At 47.7% G+C, this 22,636-nt stretch carries 19 protein-coding genes and 1 riboswitch; of the genes, 15 read left to right on the top strand and 4 right to left on the bottom strand.

Going from position 1 to position 22,636, the window contains the following annotated elements:
- Positions 1–5 precede the first annotated feature (5 nt).
- The 8 genes from BLS69_RS26940 (at position 6) to sdaAA (ending at position 9,191) form a co-directional block, all read left to right on the top strand.
- Positions 6–1,298, top strand: coding sequence for an arsenic transporter (locus tag BLS69_RS26940; protein WP_047840355.1), 1,293 nt, complete (start codon positions 6–8; stop codon positions 1,296–1,298).
- 652 nt (positions 1,299–1,950) lie between these two features.
- On the top strand, positions 1,951–2,877 hold the full coding sequence (locus tag BLS69_RS26945) for a phosphate ABC transporter substrate-binding protein (protein ID WP_091038188.1): 927 nt from the start codon (positions 1,951–1,953) through the stop codon (positions 2,875–2,877).
- 115 nt (positions 2,878–2,992) lie between these two features.
- Entirely contained in the window at positions 2,993–3,928 is a 936-nt protein-coding gene (gene pstC, locus BLS69_RS26950; RefSeq protein ID WP_017690972.1) for a phosphate ABC transporter permease subunit PstC, read from the top strand.
- Positions 3,929–3,930: 2 nt separating this feature from the next.
- The gene (pstA, locus tag BLS69_RS26955; RefSeq protein ID WP_091038374.1) at positions 3,931–4,818 is read left to right on the top strand and encodes a phosphate ABC transporter permease PstA; all 888 of its coding nucleotides are present in this window, start codon (positions 3,931–3,933) and stop codon (positions 4,816–4,818) included.
- 12 nt (positions 4,819–4,830) lie between these two features.
- Positions 4,831–5,586: a phosphate ABC transporter ATP-binding protein PstB gene (gene pstB, locus BLS69_RS26960; RefSeq protein WP_091038190.1), complete on the top strand. Its 756-nt coding sequence runs from the start codon at positions 4,831–4,833 to the stop codon at positions 5,584–5,586.
- A 184-nt stretch (positions 5,587–5,770) separates the two neighbouring features.
- Positions 5,771–6,802 carry a phosphotransferase enzyme family protein gene (locus tag BLS69_RS26965; protein WP_091038191.1) on the top strand — a complete coding sequence of 344 codons (1,032 nt, stop codon included), beginning with the start codon at positions 5,771–5,773 and terminating at the stop codon, positions 6,800–6,802.
- A 355-nt stretch (positions 6,803–7,157) separates the two neighbouring features.
- A riboswitch (glycine riboswitch) is annotated at positions 7,158–7,282 on the top strand.
- A 252-nt stretch (positions 7,283–7,534) separates the two neighbouring features.
- Positions 7,535–8,224, top strand: a complete 690-nt coding sequence (gene sdaAB, locus BLS69_RS26970) for an L-serine ammonia-lyase, iron-sulfur-dependent subunit beta (RefSeq protein WP_091038193.1) — start codon at positions 7,535–7,537, stop codon at positions 8,222–8,224.
- On the top strand, positions 8,214–9,191 hold the full coding sequence (sdaAA, locus tag BLS69_RS26975) for an L-serine ammonia-lyase, iron-sulfur-dependent, subunit alpha (protein WP_091038194.1): 978 nt from the start codon (positions 8,214–8,216) through the stop codon (positions 9,189–9,191). Before sdaAB ends, sdaAA begins: the two co-directional genes overlap by 11 nt.
- Before the next feature lie 176 nt (positions 9,192–9,367).
- Here the strand turns inward: sdaAA and BLS69_RS26980 are convergent, their stop codons facing one another.
- Positions 9,368–11,128 (bottom strand): alpha-glycosidase, encoded by a 1,761-nt coding sequence (locus tag BLS69_RS26980; protein WP_091038196.1) that lies wholly within the window; start codon positions 11,126–11,128, stop codon positions 9,368–9,370.
- A gap of 228 nt (positions 11,129–11,356) precedes the next feature.
- Here BLS69_RS26980 and BLS69_RS26985 point away from each other — a divergent pair, with 228 nt between their 5' ends.
- From BLS69_RS26985 to BLS69_RS27005, 5 genes are all read left to right on the top strand, one after another.
- Positions 11,357–12,040, top strand: a complete 684-nt coding sequence (locus BLS69_RS26985) for a response regulator transcription factor (protein ID WP_091038197.1) — start codon at positions 11,357–11,359, stop codon at positions 12,038–12,040.
- Positions 12,041–12,084: 44 nt separating this feature from the next.
- Positions 12,085–13,587 (top strand): HAMP domain-containing sensor histidine kinase, encoded by a 1,503-nt coding sequence (locus BLS69_RS26990; protein ID WP_256332435.1) that lies wholly within the window; start codon positions 12,085–12,087, stop codon positions 13,585–13,587.
- An 80-nt stretch (positions 13,588–13,667) separates the two neighbouring features.
- Positions 13,668–14,582: an ABC transporter ATP-binding protein gene (locus BLS69_RS26995; protein ID WP_091038201.1), complete on the top strand. Its 915-nt coding sequence runs from the start codon at positions 13,668–13,670 to the stop codon at positions 14,580–14,582.
- Positions 14,579–15,295, top strand: coding sequence for an ABC transporter permease (locus tag BLS69_RS27000; RefSeq protein WP_091038202.1), 717 nt, complete (start codon positions 14,579–14,581; stop codon positions 15,293–15,295). Before BLS69_RS26995 ends, BLS69_RS27000 begins: the two co-directional genes overlap by 4 nt.
- A gap of 1 nt (position 15,296) precedes the next feature.
- Positions 15,297–16,031, top strand: coding sequence for an ABC transporter permease (locus BLS69_RS27005; protein ID WP_091038204.1), 735 nt, complete (start codon positions 15,297–15,299; stop codon positions 16,029–16,031).
- Between the two features lie 94 nt (positions 16,032–16,125).
- On the opposite strand, the gene BLS69_RS27010 is transcribed toward BLS69_RS27005, so the two are convergent.
- Positions 16,126–16,686, bottom strand: a complete 561-nt coding sequence (locus BLS69_RS27010; RefSeq protein ID WP_091038205.1) for an acyltransferase — start codon at positions 16,684–16,686, stop codon at positions 16,126–16,128.
- A 682-nt stretch (positions 16,687–17,368) separates the two neighbouring features.
- On the opposite strand from BLS69_RS27010, the gene BLS69_RS27015 reads away from it, so the two are divergent.
- Positions 17,369–20,077 carry a PAS domain S-box protein gene (locus BLS69_RS27015; RefSeq protein ID WP_091038207.1) on the top strand — a complete coding sequence of 903 codons (2,709 nt, stop codon included), beginning with the start codon at positions 17,369–17,371 and terminating at the stop codon, positions 20,075–20,077.
- Positions 20,078–20,337: 260 nt separating this feature from the next.
- On the opposite strand, the gene BLS69_RS27020 is transcribed toward BLS69_RS27015, so the two are convergent.
- Complete coding sequence (locus BLS69_RS27020) at positions 20,338–21,291, bottom strand: L-lactate dehydrogenase (protein ID WP_091038209.1); 954 nt, start codon at positions 21,289–21,291, stop codon at positions 20,338–20,340.
- A 273-nt stretch (positions 21,292–21,564) separates the two neighbouring features.
- Positions 21,565–21,768, bottom strand: a complete 204-nt coding sequence (locus BLS69_RS27025; RefSeq protein ID WP_143023635.1) for a hypothetical protein — start codon at positions 21,766–21,768, stop codon at positions 21,565–21,567.
- Positions 21,769–21,840: 72 nt separating this feature from the next.
- On the opposite strand from BLS69_RS27025, the gene BLS69_RS27030 reads away from it, so the two are divergent.
- The gene (locus BLS69_RS27030; RefSeq protein ID WP_091038212.1) at positions 21,841–22,527 is read left to right on the top strand and encodes a hypothetical protein; all 687 of its coding nucleotides are present in this window, start codon (positions 21,841–21,843) and stop codon (positions 22,525–22,527) included.
- Positions 22,528–22,636: the final 109 nt, after the last annotated feature.

The following is a 22,636-nucleotide window of genomic DNA, read 5'->3' on the forward strand; positions in this document are numbered from 1 at the left end:
GCTTTATGGTATACGTAGCAATACTGATTTTTGTAGTGACAATCACCTTGGTAATCTGGCAACCCCGTGGGTTGGGCATCGGTTGGACAGCCTCGGGTGGGGCATTACTTGCCCTGTTGTGTGGAGTCGTCAGCTTGAACGATGCCTCGGATGTGGCATCCATTGTATGGAATGCAACGCTGGCCTTTGTCGGCATTATTATGATTTCTCTCATTCTCGATGAGACGGGTTTCTTCGAATGGGCTGCCCTTCATATGGCGAGGCTGGCTGGAGGAGACGGTCGCAGACTGTTTTTCTACTCCATTCTGCTGGGAGCGGCGGTGTCTGCTCTGTTCGCGAATGATGGTGCGGCGCTCATTCTGACGCCAATTGTGCTGGCGATGGTGCGTGCATTGAAGTTTGATGAGCGTATGGTACTGGCTTTTGTGATGGCGAGTGGGTTTATCGCGGATACCACATCATTACCGCTGGTCGTCAGCAATCTGGTTAACATTGTATCGGCCGATTTCTTTGGTATTACCTTTGTGGAGTATGCGGTACGCATGGTTGTGCCCAATCTGTTCTCAATCGTAGCGAGTACGGGGATGTTGTTTTTGTTCTATCGCAAAAGCATACCTCTTCGCTATGATATTTCAGCAGCGCGTGATCCGAAGGAAGCGATACGTGATCCACGGATGTTCCGAATCGCTTGGTTCATGCTTGGGCTGTTACTCGTGGCCTATGCATCCAGTGAGTTTCTGCCGATTCCCGTGTCGGTTATCGTTGGCTCTGTTGCGCTGCTGTTCGCTTTATTGGCACGCAAGAGCGAGGCTGTTGATCTGAAACGCGTAATCAAGGAAGCACCTTGGTCGATTGTGGTGTTCTCGGTAGGCATGTATATCGTCGTATATGGACTGCGTAATGCAGGGTTAACGGATCATCTGAGCCGCTGGCTGGATGCCATAGCAGAGCATGGTCTGCTGGCTGCTTCGCTCGGGATGGGCATCATCGCTGCTGTATTATCCTCGGTGATGAACAACCTGCCGACCGTGTTGATTAACCTGCTAGCCATCCAGGGCGCGCATACCGAAGGTATTATTCAGGAAGCATTGATCTATGCCAATGTCATTGGTTCCGACCTGGGTCCCAAAATGACCCCGATTGGATCTCTTGCCACATTGCTGTGGCTGCATGTGTTATCCCGCAAAGGTGTGAAGATTACATGGGGGTATTATTTCAAGGCAGGCATCATCCTGACCATTCCGACATTGTTAATTACCCTAGCCGGGTTGGCATTGTGGTTATGGATTCTGGGTTAGTAAAATTAGATTTACATTAAGCATTAATAAGATAGTCTATTGTAATGTAAAAGGCTGCTCTCACAGCTGGTGCTAAGCACTGGCAGTGAGGCAGTTTTTTTGTTTCTTCTATAGAAGAATTGAATTCTCTATTTCAATTAAGCAGTTAAGCATTTACATAAGGCCAGCCCATTGTAGGGCTGGCCTTCTTTGCCTACTCCCCAGGCAGGAGATTGAAATGCCTGAGATCCAACGAGCGCTGACACAGCGAAGGGAACAAAATCGATTCTGAAGAAGCGAAGCGTTCGCCTGAAAGCTTTCTGTAAGAAAGCTGCATCGGAAGCATAAGCTGTCTCCTAATTACAACAATTAAAATTATTAATCAAAGAAATTTGGAGACAACAGCGATCAGAAGAACGATCCGTAACCGGAACGGCCACTCATGGTATGAGCTACTTCACAATACGGATTGAAACAACGTCCGTTCCCGAAGCGACCTCTTCAGGGCTTGATTAAATCCCAGATATTTCAATATACAGCCGATATTTTTAACATTGCGTTTACAAAACACTGATTTTAAGATGACATACCGAAACTACAATGAGTAAAGAGTTGATGGTGAACAAACAAATTCACAAAACGCCATCACTACATTGGGGGAGGAAAACAAAACATGTTTAAAAAGTTGCCGTTTATTTTGATGACCTTAACGTTCGTACTGGTTCTCGCAGCATGCGGATCGAAAAATGACGCTGGTACAGAGGGTGCCGCAAGCAATGGATCAGGAGAAGCTGCTACTGAGCTTAGCGGTAACATTCTGGCAGTCGGATCGACAGCATTGCTACCTCTGGTAGAACAAGCTGGACAGAAATTTATGGCAGTTGATGAATATAAGAACGTAACGGTTCAAGTTCAAGGTGGCGGTAGTGGTACTGGTTTGACACAAGTATCTGACGGACAAGCTACAATCGGTAACTCTGATGTATTTGCAGAAGAGAAACTGGAGGACGAAGCCAAAGTAAAAGAATTGGTTGACCATCAAGTAGCAGTAGTAGCCATGGCGCCAGTTAGCAACAAAGATGCAGGGGTAGAAGATTTGACGAAGCAACAACTGATCGACATCTTCTCCGGTAAAGTAACGAACTGGAAAGACGTTGGTGGTGCGGATCAAGCAATCGTTATTGTAAACCGTCCAAGTAGTTCAGGTACTCGTGCAACTTTCGAGAAGTATGCATTGGGTGCGAAAATGGATGATATCCAAGGTTCGATTCAAGAAGATTCTTCTGGTAACGTAAAAAAATTGGTATCTGAAACGCCAGGTGCTATTGGTTACCTCGCCCTGTCTTACTTGGATGACAGCTTGCAAGTGTTGAAATACGAAGGTGTAGAAGCAACAGTTGAGAACGTAGAAGCAGGAACTTATCCAGTATGGGCTTACGAGCACATGTACACAAAAGGTGAGCCTGATGCAGCAACAAAAGCATTCTTGGACTACATCTTGAGTGACGAAATTCAACAAAACGACGTGACAGAACTTGGATACATTCCAATGTCAGGTATGAAAGTAAAACGCGATGCAGCAGGTAATGTGGTTGAGTAATCTTTGAACTTGCGCATACAGCGAAAGAGGCGGACTTAGGTCCCGCCTCTTTACGCGGTTTGCTCTAAAATAATCCCATATTTTGCATTAATTCTACTATAGAAGGATGGTTGTTATGGAACAGACCGAAGGGGGAACGGTAATGAATAACAAGTTGAAACCGCGCCGGCCCTTAAAAGAGAAACATTATTGGGAAGAGTGGACGGGACGGATCTATACGTCGATTTGTGTCGTTTTCCTGATCGTTGTCATGTTTTCCATTGTTTATTTTGTAGCGTCCAAGGGACTATCGACATTTTTCCAAAATGGAATAAGCATAAGTGAATTTCTTGGTGGGAAAACGTGGAATCCAACTGGAGAGCCTGCGTTCTACGGGGCATTGCCGTTCATTACAGGTTCTTTCATTACAACCTTGCTTGCAGCATTGATCGCAAGTCCGCTTGGCCTGTGTGCAGCACTCTTCATGACAGAGATTGTACCGGGTAAAGGGAAAAAAATCTTGCAGCCTGCGATTGAGCTCTTGTCCGGAATTCCATCCGTTGTGTACGGATTTATCGGTCTGAGTGTCATCGTACCTTTGTTGCGCAGTATCTTCGGTGGAACAGGCGTCGGGATTGCAGCCGGATGTCTTGTTCTCGCGGTAATGATACTTCCTACGGTGACAAGTATTATGGCAGATGCCTTGTCCGCGTTGCCAAAAGGATTGCGAGAATCCTCCTACGCACTGGGTGCCACTCGCTGGCAAACCATCTACCGTGTCATTATTCCAACGACTTTGCCAGCTTTGTTGACAGGTGTCGTATTGGGGATGGCCCGTGCTTTTGGTGAGGCTCTTGCTGTGCAGATGGTTATCGGTAATGCACCGCATGTTCCAACATCCTTGCTCGAATCCGCTTCAACATTAACAAGTGTAATTACACTCAGCATGGGTAACACCACGATGGGTTCTGTTCATAACAATGCACTGTGGAGTATGGCGCTTGTCCTGTTGGTGATGACATTTGTCTTCGTCATTCTGGTTCGCCTGCTTGAAAGGAGAAACCGGGTATGAAAATGAAGGCAAAGACGGTAGATAAAATTGCAACATCCGTTATCGTTGTACTGGCCCTGTTCATTGTTATTCTATTGCTCGGTCTGCTTGGCTTCATCATGTATAGAGGTATTGGGCATATTAGCTGGAACTTCCTGACAAGCGCACCACAGTTGCTTAAGGGTGGCGGCGGGATTGGTCCACAGCTCTTCAACTCCATATTCTTGCTTGTCTTGACCTTGATTGTTACCATTCCACTCGGATGGGGCGGAGGGATTTACATGGCGGAGTACGCCAAACCAGGCAAGATTACCAGCTTCATTCGTCTGGTCGTTGAAGTATTGTCATCATTCCCATCCATCGTTATCGGTTTGTTTGGTCTCTTATTGCTTGTAAATACATTTGGTCTTGGTTTCTCCCTGATCTCAGGTGCCTTGGCTCTGGCGATCTTTAACTTGCCACTGATGGTACGGACAACGGAACAGGCCTTCCGGGCCGTTCCGAAGGAACAGAAGGAAGCAGGTCTGGCGCTTGGACTGTCCAAGTGGAAGATTATTACTTCGATTCTGCTACCTGTGGCATTGCCGAGTTTGATTACGGGTACGATCCTGGCTTCCGGCCGGATCTTCGGTGAAGCAGCAGCGCTGATGTTCACCGCAGGTATGAGTAGTCCACCATTGGACTTTACAGATTGGAATCCAACGAGTCCAAGATCACCGCTTAATCCTTTCCGTCCGGCAGAGACACTTGCTGTCCATATCTGGAAAGTGAATAGTGAAGGTATTGGGCCAGATTCCAAAGAAGTGGCAGCAGGGGCGTCCGCCGTGCTTGTCATTCTCGTGCTGGCGTTCAATCTAAGTGCACGCTGGATCGGTCGGGTTGTATTCCGCCGCATGACAGCTTCGAAATAAGGAGGAACCAACATGGCCATACCTTTTGGTACGGAACAGTTAAGCATATATTATGGACATTTCCAGGCAGTCAAGCAGATTAGCCTGACGTTTCCTGAAGCAAGCGTAACGGCTCTTATTGGGCCGTCTGGTTGCGGTAAATCCACGTTCCTCCGGTCGTTGAACCGGATGAACGACGAGATTGCCGGTTCCCGTACAGAGGGACATATCTGGATGGACGGTAACGACCTGAATGAGCCTGGAACCGATGTAATCAAGCTTCGTCAGAAGATTGGCATGGTGTGGCAGAAGCCGAATCCTTTTCATAAGTCCATCTACAACAATATCGCGTTTGGCCCCCGCTACCGCGGTACGAAGAGTAAGAAGGCACTGGATGAAATTGTGGAAAAAAGCTTGCGTCGTGCTGCGCTCTGGGACGAAGTGAAAGACAGGCTGAACGAGTCAGCTCTGTCTCTCTCGGGTGGACAACAGCAGCGTCTGTGTATCGCCCGCGCCCTGTCTGTTGATCCGCAGATTCTGCTGCTCGACGAGCCTGCATCTGCACTTGACCCGGTATCTACGGGTAAAGTTGAAGAGTTGATTACCGAGCTCAAGAAGGAGCTGCGGATCGTTATTGTTACCCATAACATGCAGCAGGCGGCGCGCATCTCGGATTATACAGCTTATTTCTATCTGGGAAGTATGGTTGAGCACGGGGATACAGAGCATATTTTCACGAACCCGGACAATCGTCTGACGCAAGAATACATTATGGGTCGTTTCGGTTAATTGGATCATGGAGTGTAACATAGAGCAATAGACAGAGAGATTAAGAAATAATAGAGACAAAAGAAAGCACAATGCCTGGACGGTTGTTCGGGGGTTGTGCTTTTTTAATTTATAATTTTAGTGGGATTTTCTGTATGCGGGATAAACATTATGCTACGATATTTAGTGTGAAGAGAACGTTTACATGACTTCGAAGGAGATGTTGATAATCACTACGAATCAGATGTCTTACGACCATATGGCAGCTCAGATTATACAGAACTACACTATTGAGAAACCTGTCGTTTCATATATTCGCCACAATGAGAATCTGACATATCATGTCGTCGATGAAGCAAGCGGGAAGAAGTATCTGTTACGTATCCATCAAGCCGCATATACAAGTATGACAGGCATTCAGCATACGCTTCCTGTTCTGAAGGCAGAGATGAACCTGCTTCATGAGTTAAATGCAACGACGGAATTGCGCGTGCAGCATCCGGTACGGAATGTATCGGGAGACTGGGTCACGGTATGGAAAAGTGAAGCGGGTAAAGAAATCTGCTGTACAGTACTGGAGTGGATTGAGGGAAGGGACATCCAGCAGGGAGAACGCCTGACAACAGAGCAGATCTATGATCTTGGGGCACAACTGCAGATGCTTCATCAATATGGGCGTGAGCAGAATCAGACAGATCGAACAAAGGTGCGGCCGGCATATGGCAACATCCATGAGAACTTGGTCATGCTAGGGCAGCTAGAGGAAGGCGTCCGACTGGGGATTTTTACAACGGAAGACTTCGACCTGCTTCGTGAGACGTTTGAGAACATTAATGAACAGTTAGAAACATACCCGCAGCACGCAGGAACATGGGGGATCATTCATGGGGATATTACTCGCAACAATCTGCTGATAACGGATCAGGGCATATCTATGATTGATTTTTGTCTATACGGGTATGGGTACTATCTTTTTGATGCTGGAGGAGCAGCACTTATATTCAACCGGGAGGAACGAGATATATTCTTATCCGGTTATACCAAACAGATCGCACCACTGACGGATCGTGATATCCGATTAATGGAAGGATTCATGTTGATTTTTACACTGGGTTATTATGCCTTTCAGATGGCGAATGAGTCGAGGCACGAATGGATGAAAGATCGCATGCCGAAGCTATGCAGCAAGTATTGCAGACCTTATGTACAGAACGAGAGCATATTTTATGAACTGTGATTTATAATCCAGATGTGCAGACTCGGATGGGTTAGTGAGCAGTGTGGATCAAAGATTATGGTTGCCTGAATACCCGAACGGTTTCATGGACAATATCATAAATAATAGTAAGCACATCATTGATTGAAGTAGAACGAAATGAGCTGTTTAAAAGATCTTTTTAACGTATTAATGTAATGAAAGCTGACAAAATATTCTGGTTATCATCGCTTCAATAGGAAATGAAGGAAATACACCCAAAGAAATCGTTAAGTTTGTTGACACTGATCTTCCGGTCGATTAATCTTAATGAAGAAGAAATTAATGACTTCCATGACTGTTCTGACATAAGCTCAGAATGGTTCCATATAGCGGATGATAACGAGCGGGAGAGACCTGGGTTAGCCGAGCACAATGGCTAGTATTCAGGCACCGAAGGAGCAAGCTGCTGCGCACCCGGCGCAGTGGTTAATCTCTCAGGTAAATGTACCATCGTTGGACGCAACTCTGGAGAGTGCGCGAACTGCGCCACCCAAGGGGTATATGATCAGTGGGACCGGTGAACTTGTCTGTAATCGCAGGCAATGCACCTTGTCGTGAGACACTGCTGATCGTGAAACTCTCAGGTATCGAGGACAGAGAGAGGGCCTGAGGCCTTCTTCTGTCCTTTTTTGATGTCATCATTCAGTAAATAAGGAACAATATGGATTAGATTCTGGATGGAAATGACGAATACAATTGGAGGGTTATAAAGTGCGATTTAAAGATGTTTTCTCAATTATTGGTCCGTCCATGACAGGGCCTTCAAGTTCACATACAGCTGGAGCGGCAAGGTTAGGGAGAATTGCTCGTCAGTGGCTTGGATGTACGCCAGAACGTGCCCGGCTGACGTTATATGGTTCATTCGCTGACACGTATCAGGGGCACGGAACAGATCTGGCACTGATCGGCGGTCTTTTGGACTATGTCACAGACGATCCACGTATCCCGGATGCAGAGCAATACGCAGAGGAAGCAGGCATGGAGGTTGAGTTTTATACAAGTGGCCTGCCTGCTCCTCATCCAAATACGGTCAAAATTGAGTTATGGCATGGAGAACGTGCCTGCTCCTTAATCGGTGCATCCATTGGTGGTGGCAGTGTATCGGTGCATGCGATGAATGATTTTCGTGTTCAGATTAGTGGTGAGTTTCCAACACTTGTTCTGCGACATGCGGACAAAGCAGGGGTGCTTGCATCTGTAACGTCCACGATCAGTTCATCCGGGGTTAACATCGGGTATATGCAGGTGGACCGGAAAGCCCGTGATGGCGAAGCGCTTACCGCGATGGAAATGGATGGTGTGCCTAATCCCGATATGCTCAGGCGTCTAAGGGAGCTGGACCATGTGCTGGACATTCGTGTTATCGATTTGAAGAGAGGAGTTGATTCGGATGCGGTTTAAACATTTGCACGAACTGAATACGATCTGTACAGCAGAATCCAAAACCATTGCTCAGCTGATGATCGAGGAGCAGGTTCAGGAGACCAATACACCGGAAGCGGATGTTGTGAAACAGATGTCTGAATATTATCAGGTGATGAAGGAAGCGGTACGCAAAGGGTTAACGGAAGATACGACATCACGCAGTGGGTTAACGGGTGGAGACGGTAAAAAAATGGCCGAGTACATTCGCAAGGGTGAGACTTGCTCAGGAGATGCTTCCGCACTTGCCATGGCGTATGCCCTGTGTGTATCTGAAGTGAATGCCTCCATGGGTCGGATCGTGGCAACACCAACAGCCGGTTCCTGCGGCATCATCCCCGGTGTTTTTATTAGCTCACAGGAGCGTTTTGGCTGGACGGACGAACATTTGGTGAACGGGTTGTTCTGTGCGGGAGCGATTGGTTATGTTATTGCCAACAATTCATTTATCTCCGGGGCCGAGGGTGGCTGTCAGGCGGAAGTGGGTTCCGCGATCGGCATGGCTGCGGGTGCCATGGTTGAACTGCGTGGAGGTACACCGGAACAGGTCGTTCATGCCGTTGGTTTGGCGTTAAAAAATACACTGGGCCTTATCTGCGATCCGGTCGCAGGCCTTGTTGAAATCCCGTGCATCGTCCGTAATGGACTGGGTGCGGTTACGGCGCTGGCTGCGGCTGACATGGCCTTGGCCGGAGTGCGTAGTGCCATTCCGTCAGACGAAGTCATCGACGTCATGCTGGAAGTAGGAAGTGCGATGCCGAGCCGCCATCGGGAGACAGCCCAGGGCGGACTGGCCCAGACGCCAACCGGCCGCAAAATGATGCAAAAGCTGGCTAAACCAAAGGCAAAGCGTGCCGAGCCTGAGCAGGAGTCGAAGCCAGCGGATTCTGACACAACTACAAGTGGGGCGGAAAATGCTCAAGTGGACAAGGATACTCAGGTTTAAGCTGAACCGGGACCACCGATATATAAATCAGTGACATTATTATGTATAACGGCGAATACAAAAATACAAAAACAAGCGTCCGCGAACCCGAATCCGGGTTATGCAGGACGCTTGTTTTATGCTGCCAGATGAAGCGAAGATAGGATACTTATATCAGATGAATGTGTATTATGACTCTAGTTCTGGCTCACAGCCGTACTCAGTACGGCATATCCATACGCAGGCAGTTCAATGGCGAGTACGCCATCTTCCTTGGCGGTACGATGGTTTCCGCCGAATAACTCGGTCCATTCTTCGTCATCAGCCTCCAGCTCGACAATAGCCGTCTCTTCTGACCGATTGAACAGAACCAGAATGCGTTCCTCCTCACTTTGCCGCTCAAATACCAGTTGGCTGCCATCGGGCCGAGCCTGCAGGAAACGAACGGTGCCTTCTGCACGCAGGGCAGGATGAGCATGACGCAGGGAGATTAGTTTCTGATAAAAGACGAGCAGCTCCCGGTCCTGCTTCGCTTCGTCCCATTCCATGCATTTACGGCAGCCCGGATCATGTTCGCCGTCCATGCCAATCTCGTCTCCGTAATAGATGCAAGGAGCACCCATGTAACTGAACTGGAATAACGCAGCCAGCTTCATCTTGCGTTGGTCGCCTTCACACAGCGTGAGCAGCCGTGGGGTATCGTGGCTGTCCAGCAAGTTGAACGCCACTTCGCTGGCCTGAAGCGGATAACGGGATAACTGTCGTCCGATGGAGTTCGCGAACTGTTCTGCGTGCATTGTATTTTTCACAAAGAAAGCATTTACGGCATCGGTAAACGGATAGTTCATGGACGCATCGAACTGGTCGCCTTGCAGCCAGGCAGAGGACTCATTCCATACTTCGCCCAGAATATAGGCATCCGGATTGGCGGCTTTGACTACACGGCGGAAATCACGCCAGAATGCATCGTCCACTTCGTCTGCGACATCCAGCCGCCATCCGTCCGCACCCACTTCCTTGATCCAATACTCGGCAACCTCCAGCAGATAGGCCTTAACCTCGGCATTCTCCGTATTCAGCTTTGGCATATGCGCTTCGAATCCGAAGGTCTCATACGTAGGAATGCCGTCCTTCACGTCCAGCGGGTATTCATGTACATGGAACCAGTCCTTATATTTGGATTGTTCTCCGTTCTTCTGCACATCCACAAACGGCGCAAATGTCTTCCCGGAATGGTTAAACACAGCATCCAGAAGTACACGAATTCCACGTGCATGGCATAGCTCGACCAGTCGTTTCACGGTATCTGCGTCACCAAAGTGCCGGTCTACCCGCAGGTAGTCCTCAGTATCGTATTTGTGATTGGTGGTGGCTTCGAAGATGGGTGTGAAGTAGATCGCATTAATGCCAAGATCGCTGATGTAATCCAGATGGTCGATCACGCCCTGAAGGTCACCGCCGAAGAAATTGAAAGGTGTTGGCTCGCCGCCCCACGGCTCTACCTTTTCCGGACTAATATCCGGGTTGCCGTTAGCGAATCGTTCAGGGAAAATCTGATAGAACACGGCATCCTTAACCCATGCAGGGGGTATGAATACAGCTCCGGCATGAATATAAGGGAACTGGAACATACGACCCGGATCGTCCGGCTCTTCTTCCTGGAAGTCCGTCTCGGTCATCCAGATCTGATCTTCGCCGCTTTTGAGCAGAAAAGAGTATTTGAGTCGGTGGTAGGGAGGTTTCACTTCACCCTCGTAGTAATCGAACATGGAGTCAGAGGTGAACTTGGTTAGGGGAACCAGCGCTTTGGTTGCATCCCACGCATATTTATCCCCGGTCAGGGCATGTACCTCGGTCAGATCATTCTTTTTGGCACGCAAACGCAGATGGATTGTATCTTGGTCATAGGCATAGGCCCAGTTTCGTTTCGGTTGATGATAGATGGCTTCCAGCAGCATAATGAATTTCCTCCCGTCAGGTGTGGATATAGTATGTACTTGGTAGACTTGATTAATATGACATTCCCCACGTTAATGAATACGCTATAATTAGAATGTGTGGTAACGTAAAGGACTTTAACATTGTTTCAACAAGACATGAATCCATATGTTATAGACAGCTTTTACCATGATGATGCTCAGATATATCATTAACCCAATGGGGGCAGAAAGGAAACGAATATTCGGATGAAAACCAAACTGTTATATATTGAAGATGATACGGAAATTGCGACTTGGGTCAGAGCCGATCTGGAGGAGCGCGGTTATGAGGTGGTATGGCTCGGCAGTGGTGAAGGTGCAGCGGAGGCTGCTGTCGGTTGCTCACTCATTATTCTGGATGTCATGCTGCCTGGGCTGGATGGATTTACGGTGGGACAGCGACTGAAAAAAGAACATCCCGCCGTGCCCATTGTCATGCTCTCGGCCAGAACGTCCATTGACGACAAGTTGCACGGTCTTGATTTTGCCGATGACTATGTGACCAAACCATTTCACCCCGATGAACTGGCTGCCCGGATTGAAGTACAACTGCGTAAGGCAGGAACGGCGGTATCCACGGATGCTGCCCTGAAGCTGGATCATCTCTCCATCTATGAGAAGGACAACCGGATCGTCAATGAGGAGACGGGAGATGAGATTATTTTATCGGGAAAACAGTTCCACATCTTCGCCTACCTGCTACGACATATGGGCATGATTCGAACCAAAGAGCAGATCTATGAAGCCGTCTGGAACGAGCCCTATCTGGATGGGGACAAGACTTTAATGGTACATATTCGGCATCTACGCGAAAAGCTGGAGCTTGATCCGGCCAATCCTGTAGTTATTCAGACGGTCCGTGGTGTGGGATATCGTGTGAAGAAGCCATGATTCGGTGGTTCAGAGAACGGAAGATCATGAAGGGAGAACGAAGTATGGATCAAAAGCAATCCGGGCGGCGCAAGCTTCGCTTTGGGCGATCCTTGATGTCCAGATACATCCTACTGATCTTGGCGGCTGTATTATTTGTGCCCGTTGTCCTTCCGATCATATCCGTTATATATATTGTCGTAGTGAATAACACGAATACGAACCGCGACGCGCCTTACGGTGATGTTACCCGGATCAGTAACCTCTGGTCACGTGAAGCGAAGACCCTGGATGGTGCTTCGGATGAAGAGATTAAGGCCCGGTTGGAGCAATTACATGGCTCGTATCCCAAATCTTCCATGTATCGTGTGAATGTGAGCGGTGAGACCCTCTTTATTCTCGGTGGTGAAGATGTAACGCTTCTGAAATCCACGTCGCCGGATGGCAGAACAGACACGACATTGAGATGGTCACTGGATTCCGGGCAAACGACAGAGACTCATATTCCATCCTTATGGAATGTAAACAATACGGTGCAATTCATGAAAGAAGCCTCCTTTCGCGATCCACTGACCGTAGTTGCATATATTGGCGGAGCTGAGCAGGACAAAGGACAGGGATTCATGATCATTGAAGTGCCGCGGTCACTTCTGCAAATGAATCAGAGTAACTGGCCGATGGAACTCTTGTATCTTGGTATCGTAATGACCCTCATCTTTCTGATCTTCATCATTATGTCGATTCTCTTCTTCGCACGCATTCGCAAACGACTTATTCGTTTGCAGACGGCCATGATGACCACAGGCAAGGAAGGCCTCCCGCTTCCGGTAGATATCCGCCGGTCAGACGAGATTGGTCAACTGGAAGAATCCTTCAATCAGATGGTGCATCAACTGTCCGACAGCCGCCACCGTGAACGAGAGGAAGAACAATTGCGCAAACGTCTCATTGCGGGGCTTTCTCACGATCTGCGTACCCCGCTAACGGTGATTCGTGGACATATGCATGCTTTGCACAAGGAAGAGCTGAGCGAGCAAGGTGACCGTTCATTACATCGCATGGAAGCAAAGATGGAGGACCTCGGTGGGCTCATTGACAACATGTTATCCTACAATTTGCTCACGAGTGGGAAGTATACACTGAAGCTGGAAGAGAAAGATATACTGCGGATCGTCAGGGAAACGGCGGCCGCCTGGTACCCGGTCTGGGAGAAAGAGCAATTTGAGATTGATATTGACCTGCCAGAGGAACCATTGATCTGGCATATGGATGAACAGGGCATGCGCCGTATTCTTGATAATTTGTTCCAAAACGTGATCCGTCATGCCGCCAGCGGGAAATATATTGGTATATCAACTCAGGAGATTCAGGGTGAGACGGCCGTCGTTATTCAGGATCGGGGTCCGGGAATGCAACCGAATTCCGACACAAAAGGCACAGGTCTAGGCTTATCCATTGTAGACCTGTTGATTCGTGAGATGGGCCTGCGCAAGCGGGTAGACAGTTCCAATACGGGTGTCCAGACATATATCTACAGTGGTAAGGGAAGCAACAAACCGCTGAAATAACTTTTTTAAACTAAACTTAAACTGGAGACTACCTTGGCTTTAACCTTGGAAGGTTACGATAGTTCCGAGGTGATCATACAGTGAGTGAAAATATTATTCAAACGGCGAATTTATGGAAAACATACCGGGACCGTGCAGCGGTCCGTGAACTTGATCTGCATATTAAAAAGGGAGATATCTACGGCTTCCTCGGTCCCAACGGTGCCGGCAAAACAACAACGATTCGCATGCTTCTCGGCTTGATTAAACCAACCAAAGGTGTGATCCGTATCTTCGACAAGGATATCCGCAAGGATCGCATGGATATTTTGCGGCATGTGGGTTCCTTGGTCGAATACCCGTCCTATTACGGACATCTGAACGCAGTAGAGAATCTGGAAACTTTGCGCCGCATCATCAATGTACCAAAATCAAGAATTGCTGAAGTGCTGTCCATTGTAGATCTGACCAAGGATGCCAAACGTTCAGTGAAGGGATATTCCCTTGGGATGAAGCAACGTCTGGGTATTGCCAGCGCTTTGCTGGGTGAACCGGAATTGCTGATTCTGGACGAACCAACGAATGGTCTTGATCCTGCCGGTATTCAGGAGATTCGGGAACTGATCAAACGCATGCCTCTGGAACATGGCATTACCGTTCTGGTTTCCAGCCACTTGCTGAGTGAAGTCGAACAGATGGCAAGTCGCGTTGGTATTATCCGTGAAGGCAAGATGGTGCTTCAGGATACCATCGCAAGTCTGCATAGTCAGACGGGTAGCTCTATCCGGTTAACGGTTTCCGAGCCGGAAGAGGCTATGAAGCTGGCGAGAGAACAGGGACAATTTGGTCAGCAACAAGGTTCTGCGTTAACGTTCCCTTATATGGATAACAGTTCAGTGGCACTGCTTGTGCGCCGATTAATTGAGCAGGATCATGATGTGTATCGTGTAGAGGAACAGCGTCAGTCGCTGGAAGATCTGTTCATGCGGGTCATTGGCGAGGGGGCTTCCATATGACCGGGCGTGCATTATCATCAGACTGGCTCAAGATTCGGGGGAAAGGGATCTGGTTTCTTGTCTTTCTGGCCCCTCTTGGATTAACAGCGATGCAGGCGCTTAATTTTGGCTTACGGCTGGACTATCTGAAAGAGCAGTATGCAGATAACCTGTGGGGCGGATTGCTGGGCAATGTGGTGGTCTTTGTGCCCTTGTCTCTGATGCTGGGAGCAACCATTCTTAGCTCCATGATCGCTAATGTTGAGCATGAACAGGGATCATGGAAACAGCTGCTCGCGATGCCGATTCCCAGACCAGCCGTGTATTTAGCCAAGTTCCTGCTTGCTTGTGTGCTGCTGGTGATCTCCTGCCTGCTGTTAACCGCAGGAATTGTGGGTCTGGGTCTGATCCTCGGATTCCATGCCAGCGAAATACCTTGGACACATGCGATCAAGCTGGGGCTATTGCCTTTGGCTGGTGCACTTCCCGTGTTGTCACTGGAGTTGTGGCTCACGATGGTTAACAAGAATCAGGCACTTCCCGTCACCCTGGGCATCGTTCTCGCGATAACGGGCATGTTCGCACTCAGTATCTCACCGAACTTTCCACTCGCTTGGGCACAGATGGCCTGGAATGGACCCAATCCATATCTGTATGCAGGCATGGGGGCAGGTCTAGGGTTATTGATTCTGTTGCTGGGTATGGTGCACTTTAGCCGGAAGGATGTGGCCTGACATGAGCTTTGCGACAACTTACTTCCGAATTTTGTCCGCTGAACGATTGAAAATGGGCAAGTCCCCCATATGGCTTCTGATTCTGCTGAGTCCACTCATTGCGCTGCTCATCGGACTGTTGTCTACTCCATCGGGAAATTGGCAGGTATTGATGAACACGATGGTTTTCCTGCACGGATTGTTATTATTACCGATGCTGACTGGCGTGTTTACGTCCTTTGTCTGCCGTTTTGAACATGCAGGTGGAGGGTGGAAGCAGATGCTGGTTTTACCGCTCACACGTTCAGGCGTATATGCAGGTAAACTGACGATTGTGCTCATGCTTCTGGCGGGTACACAAGTATTATTGCTGATGTCCATTCTGCTGGCAGGCATGATTCACGGCATTACGATACCTGTACCTTGGGGATTCTTGGCGAGCAAACTGCTGCTTGGGTTGCTAGCTTGTGTACCCTTGGCTGCCCTGCAGATGTTCGTTTCATTGGCGTGGAGCAGCTTTGCCGCACCGCTCGCACTGAATTTTGCACTGACCATACCGAATATTCTCATTGTAAACTCGGCGACATATGGGCCGTATTATCCATGGGCACAACCGATGATTCTGATGACACCCGTGGACGGCGCAGGTTTCGGAGCCTACAACGTGCCACTGATGACGATGCTGGCGGTTGTTGGAGGCAGTGCTGTTATTTTTATTGGAATCGGCATGATGTATTTTGCGAAAAAAGAAATATGAATAATCCGTTACACATTTGGTTATCGTAGATCAAAATCCTCTTTAAGCAAAACATGCAAAGCTCTATTGTATGTATGCTTCAGGAGGATTTTTTCTAATGTCTGACCCACCCATCATGAATGGTCAACTCCCGAATGATTTTGGCTGGTGCCCCGGCTACAAGTGTATTTTCGGGTACATCTTTGGTCACCGTGCTTCCTGCTGCCACAACTGCATTTCTGCCAATGGTCACTCCGGGCAAAATAAGCGCGCCTGTACCAATCCAGGCATTATCTTGAATCACAATCCGCTTGGCAGTCTGGCTCCCGTCATCCAGAGAGTCAATCCGGTGATAGGCACTGTCGAATATGCTAGTTCGAGGACCAATCATGACGTTATTGCCGATGGTCACTTCAACGTTAGCGGCAATCCCGACTCCTGCATTAATCATGACGTCATCGCCAATCGTTAATCGCGCGCCTTTGACTACGGTTAACTGGGTTCCCCATGGTTTGCCTATAATGTTAAGCCGTTTTCCCACCTGCAAGTCACCCAATCTATTCAGATAAACCTTACCCCTGATTCGTGGCAGCAGGCCCATAGAGGGCTGGATTTTACCAAAGATGGCCAAGCCTCTTAGTTTACCGTAAGCAATTTTAACTCTGTTGGGCAGCATGATTCATCCGTCCTCTCCGTAGTTGAAAATCGTTTTTTTAACGATTATAGCCTTTTTGATACAAATTGTATCGTTGATTTTATATCCAGGCATCGCAAGAGCAGATGATCTCTCTTTCCTTGAGAAGATTTTGCTTTAGGCGGGGGGCAGGTTTATCCTCTCAACTCCCTAACGAATCTAAGGAGTCTTATTCAAGGATTTGAAGTGATCTCAGAAATCTAAGAAACCTGAGACATGTTATATCCAATGAAACGACCGTTTGCAGCGTTTATGACAGGAGATTATGGGGATTAACGTGTCTGATGTTCTTTAAAATTTAAAAAGGCCACATGGACACCAAATAAGATGTCCTGAGTTCTTTAGAAAATCGTTTAGCCATTCGCCAGAATCAGCTGACTTGGAATTGAACTTCAAGCTTGTTAGAGGCTTACATTGATTCTTGTATAACTTGTCTTTCCTTGAAGACGTCTCCTGCGTAAAATCAAAATTTCCAAGTATTACATCACACATCATGTGAATTGGATCATAGATTGTAAGCAAAATGAGACGAGAATCTGGTAAAATAAAAAAAGCTGTTTCTAGGCTGGCTTACGTGGTTATTCGAGGGTAGGCCCATTTCTGTAAGGGATAATCTATCCCTGTTGTTAGATGAAGATATTGGCTGAGAAAAGAGGGGTAAGCCTTGGATATTAATAAAACGGAAACCCTAAAGCGCATTATTTCTGAGGGAAGTTCTTACCAATCACTGTTTTTTAACCATCCGGATGCCATTTATGTGATGGACATCCATGGAAACTATATTGATGCTAATCCCTCGGTAGAGCGGATATCAGGGTATACACTGGATGACTTGATTCGTATGAATCAGAGTGAGATCTGTCCTCCAGACAGTGAAAATTCACGGAAAGAATATATTAAAGAAGTGCTGGCTGGACGTTCAGTCAGTAATTCCATTACTTTTTATCATAAAGATGGTTCCCTGAAACAGGCAGAGATCACGTATGTGCCTATAACGGAGGGAAACGAAGTTGTAGGAATCTATGGTATTGCCAAAGATGTTACCGATATCCTGGAAGTGCAACGTGAGCTTAAGGAGGCACAGGAGAAATATCAGGTGCTGGCTGACCATGCGCAAGATCTGATTACGACTTGTTCTGCGGATGGAGAGTTGTTATATGTCTCCCCTTCCGTGTACGCCTTGCTCGGTTATAAGCCGGAGGAAGTCACGGGCAAGTCCTTCAAGGATTATTGTTATCCGGGAGACTATCCGGACCCTATGGATCTTTCCAAGATCGGCAATGGCTGCAAGATGCGTGTGTTGCACAAGAAGGGACACTATATCTGGATGGAGACATTGGCGAAACCTGTGGCTGGAGAGCGTGGCAAGAGTGTCCAGATTGTAAGCATCAGCAGGGATATCACCCAGCATAAGGATGCGGACAGACGTCTTCGGGAAAGCCGTCAGCGATACAGATCGTTGTTCGAACATAACCCGGCAGCTGTGTATTCATTGAATCTGGAAGGTAAATACAGCGCAGTGAACAGCAAACTGGTGCAAATGCTGGATATTCCGCGTAATAAGCTTATTGGCCAATCTTTTTTATCCAATCTGGATAAATGCGAAGTGCAATACGGCAAACATTATTTTGAAATGGTGAAGCAAGGCGAACCGCAATATTATGAGACACGAATCGTCAATTCAAGTGGTCGGAAGATTGAAGTATCTGTTACGAATGTGCCCATTATTGTGGATAAGGAAATGGTAGGCGTCTATGGGATCGTGTCCGATATTACCGAGCGCAAGGAATATACGGAACGGATTCAGGAGCTTAGCAAGCAACATGAGCTGATTCTCAACACGGTTACGGAAGGAATATTTGGTTTGGATGCGGATGGAATCACCATGTTTATGAATCCAGCAGCAGCTTCGATGTTCGGTTATGAGGCGAAAGAATTCATTGGCAAAAACTCACATCCAATCATCCATCACACCCGTGCAGACGGAAGTCATTTGCCACAAGAAGAGTGCCCGATCCACATGACCGTGTTGGATGGACAGAGACGTTCGATCAAGGAAGATGTGTTCTGGCGTAAAGATGGCAGCAGCTTTCTGGTGCAGTATCAGGTGACGCCGATTATTGAACAGGGACAGATTCAGGGTGCTGTGGTTGTGTTTAATGATGTGACTGGCGAACGTGAAATTGTACGTGCCAAAGAAACAGCTGAGCTGGCAGCTCAGGCCAAGTCAGAATTTCTGTCGATGGTTAGCCATGAGATCCGGACACCGATGAACGGGATCGTGGGGATGACAGAATTGTTGATCGGTACCGATTTATCGGAAGAACAGCGTGAATATGCCGAGATTATTCGAGACAGCGGCGATGCTCTGCTGAACATCCTTAATGATATTTTGGACTTCAGTAAGCTGGAATCCGGGAAAATGGCACTGGCTTATGAACCATTTGCATTACGCAAGATGCTGGAACAGGTTGCCGAGCTGTTTAAACCGCGTGCAGATGAGAAACATCTGGAGATCAGATATCGCCTCAATCCAAGCATCCCTGAGTTCATGGTCGGTGACGCTATACGTATCCGGCAGATTCTGGTGAACTTGGTTGGCAATGCGCTCAAGTTCACAGATCAGGGAAGTATTGATGTTAACGTAGATATTATCAAGGGCAGAAAGCCTGAAGACAGCGTTCTTGATTTTGCGGTGCAAGATACGGGAATTGGCATCCCGGCTGACAAGCTGGATCAGTTGTTTCAGTCCTTCTCTCAACTACACCCGGTGATTAACCGGAAGTATGGTGGTACCGGACTGGGACTGGTCATCTCCAAGCGACTCGTGGAGATCATGGGAGGCAGCATCAGTGTCGAGAGTATAGAAGGGGAGGGCTCAACCTTCCGGTTTGCTGTTCCTGCTGCGAGTGTAGATGCTTCAGCAGAACAGACAGCAAGTCAATTCCATCATGATCGTACACGTCAGAGTGATAAGGTCGCCATGCGTATTCTGGTGGCGGAGGATCATCCGGTGAACCGGAAGATTTTGCGAGAATATCTGGAGAAGCTCGGATACCAGGCAGATGTGTGTACTAATGGCGTGGAGGCAATTGATGCCATCTCTCAGAATGCTTATGATATTGTCCTGATGGATATTCATATGCCTGTGATGGATGGACTGAAGGCGACAGACCTGTTACACCGCCTAATTCCACAGGATCGCATACCTCCAATCATCGCAGTTACAGGCAATGCCAAACGTGAAGATAAGGAAGCTTGTCTGGAGATTGGTATGCGTGATTTTATTAGCAAACCGGTTATGCTGAGTGAGTTGAAGCGGGTGTTACAGCAATGGGGGCCAAGGGACGAACCTCAACTTGCGCCAAATTGAACAACTACTCAAATCAATTTCATAACTCACTAAAATAGATTTCTGTAACTAAATATAGACAAAATGAACCGTTTTGATCTATATCTAGCCTTGATTGAAGCAGCTGAAGGTATTATGAAATTGATTCATCTGGCTGTGAAAAATAATAAACGTAAACACGCCAATAATCCTCCACTGATGGAGTGTTATTGGCGTGTTTGCGTTGGCAGGCTTTTGAAGTTGAGCCGAAGCATACAAAAGTGGAGTAGTATACAAATGGCTTATACCAGTGTCAGACGATTGATGTTACCAGATAGGATTTCACAGGAATTGTTGAATTTCTCACGTTCCGTTGCATCCAGATTCAATTCGATAATCTCCTGAATGCCATTGCCACCGATGATTGCAGGAACACCGACGCAGACGTTGTGTTGCTCGTACTCTCCGTCCAGAATAGCCGATACGGCGATGATCTTGTGTTCGTCATTGAGGATGGAACGAGTGATGTGCGCGAGGGCATTGCCGATTCCGAATTGGGTAGAACCTTTACGGGTAAAGATTTCCCAACCGGCATCCTTCGTTTTGCGTGCAATATCGTCCAGATCCAGATGTTTGAAGCGCTCCTTGTGCTGATCCATGATGTGCATAATCGGTTTGCCACCGATGGTCACATGAGACCAGGCTACGAACTGGGATTCTCCATGCTCCCCGAGGGCATAACCGTGCACACTGCGTGGATCGATGGAGAAGACTTCAGACAGCAGCGTTTTAAGCCTTGAAGAGTCAATGGACGTTCCTGTGCCGATGACATGCTCACGCGGCAGACCAGATAATTTCCATACCATATAAGTTACTATGTCAACCGGATTGGCAGCGACGACAAAAATCCCGTTAAATCCACTTTTCATGATCGGGACCACGATGTCTTTAGCAATCGATTCCGCTTCCTCCAGAATATCCAGCCGTGTCTGTCCTGGCTTGGGATTCGCTCCGGCAGTTAAGACAATAACATCCATATTGCCACAATCCGCGTACGTGCCTGCATATACCTTGGTGCGGTTATGTGTGAAGTCCATACAATGGGAAAAATCCAATGCCTGTGCTACAGCACGGTCGTACGTCCGGTCCACCATCATAATTTCCCTGCATATCGATTGATTAATCATGGAATACGCACAACTCGAACCGACAAGACCCGCCCCGATCACCGCTACTTTGCCTGATTTGCCTAACACTGCCGTTCAGCCCCCATTTAGATTGATATTTATCCGTTACTAATGCGTCCTATGTTAAGTATAGTCCTTTATTTTATGCTGGAATGTACTTCTACGTTACATAAGATAACACATGGAAAAGCTGTGCAGCAATGATATCCGCTATCGCGGGAGCGTATTGGAGTAACGGAGTTAACAAAATTGACATGAATAATTCCTAATCATATGATTTGACGGCGTTTGCAACTGTGTCATTCGACATGACAGCATTCATGCTCATTGTCGGAATGGGGGTTATTTGTGCGGATCATATACCTGACAAAACTTCTTAGGAATCCGCAGAAACAGAACAAAACCGCCAAAGGGATCTGCCGAGAAGCTGACGAATACATACGGACAAGCAAAAGATAAGCCATACTTGATCCATGAGACAGGTTGCCCCGATCCGATGACGGTTCCAAAAAAAAGGAACGCTGAAGCCATAATGTTTTTATCCAAGAATCAATTTCATAACTCACTAAAGGTATTATGAAATTGATTCCCAAAAGACTTCATTCCGGGAGGGAATTAATGATGATTGAAGAAGCAGGAGCAACGACGGAAACGGCCAAGAGCCTGGGCATAGGTGCCAGTACTCTTCGTAAATATGCGGCGGCACTGGAAGAGCAGGGATACCGGTTCGAACGTTCCGCCAACAAATCCAGACTATTCAAGTCCGACGACATCGAATGCATTGAACGCCTGATGACTGAACTCAGAGAGCATAATCTACCCCTGGCTGATGCTGTGGTGACTGTATTGGCTCCAGAAGTACCTGTAGCTGTAGTAGAAGTAGATGTACCTGAGGTAGGGATCGAAGGTCTGTCAGAGTCGGAATGTGCAGCAACATCAATGTCATCCGTATTCCCTGAAGAACCTGAAATAATGGGTAATCTGAGATCCTATGAAGGTCTGGGGCAACTGGTAAGTGAGGTGACTTATGGTGCTGTAGAACAACAGCAGGATGATCGGGTACAGTTGCTGCAACAGCGGGTCGATGAACTGGAGCTGACCCTTCAGCATCTGGCGGAGACACATATGGCGCTCCAGGAACAGATGGAGAAACAGCGCCTGTGGATGAACGAGAAGCTGGAGGAAGAGCGAGATCGCGAACTCGTGACCAACTTGCGCAGCTTCCAGGGAAGAAAACGCAAACCAAAAGGAGTATCCCTGCGTATGTTGTTCGGGTTCCTACCCAAGAAGCATAAGGAAGCTTGAATGACAGGCTCTTGCTCATCGTGATTTTGCATTATGGGCCTGATATAATAAGCTCCATACAACATGAAGACTGGCAGCGGACTGCTCAGTATAGATAAAGACTGAGTGG

The organism is Paenibacillus sp. CF095 (assembly GCF_900101225.1).
Classification (GTDB): domain Bacteria; phylum Bacillota; class Bacilli; order Paenibacillales; family Paenibacillaceae; genus Paenibacillus.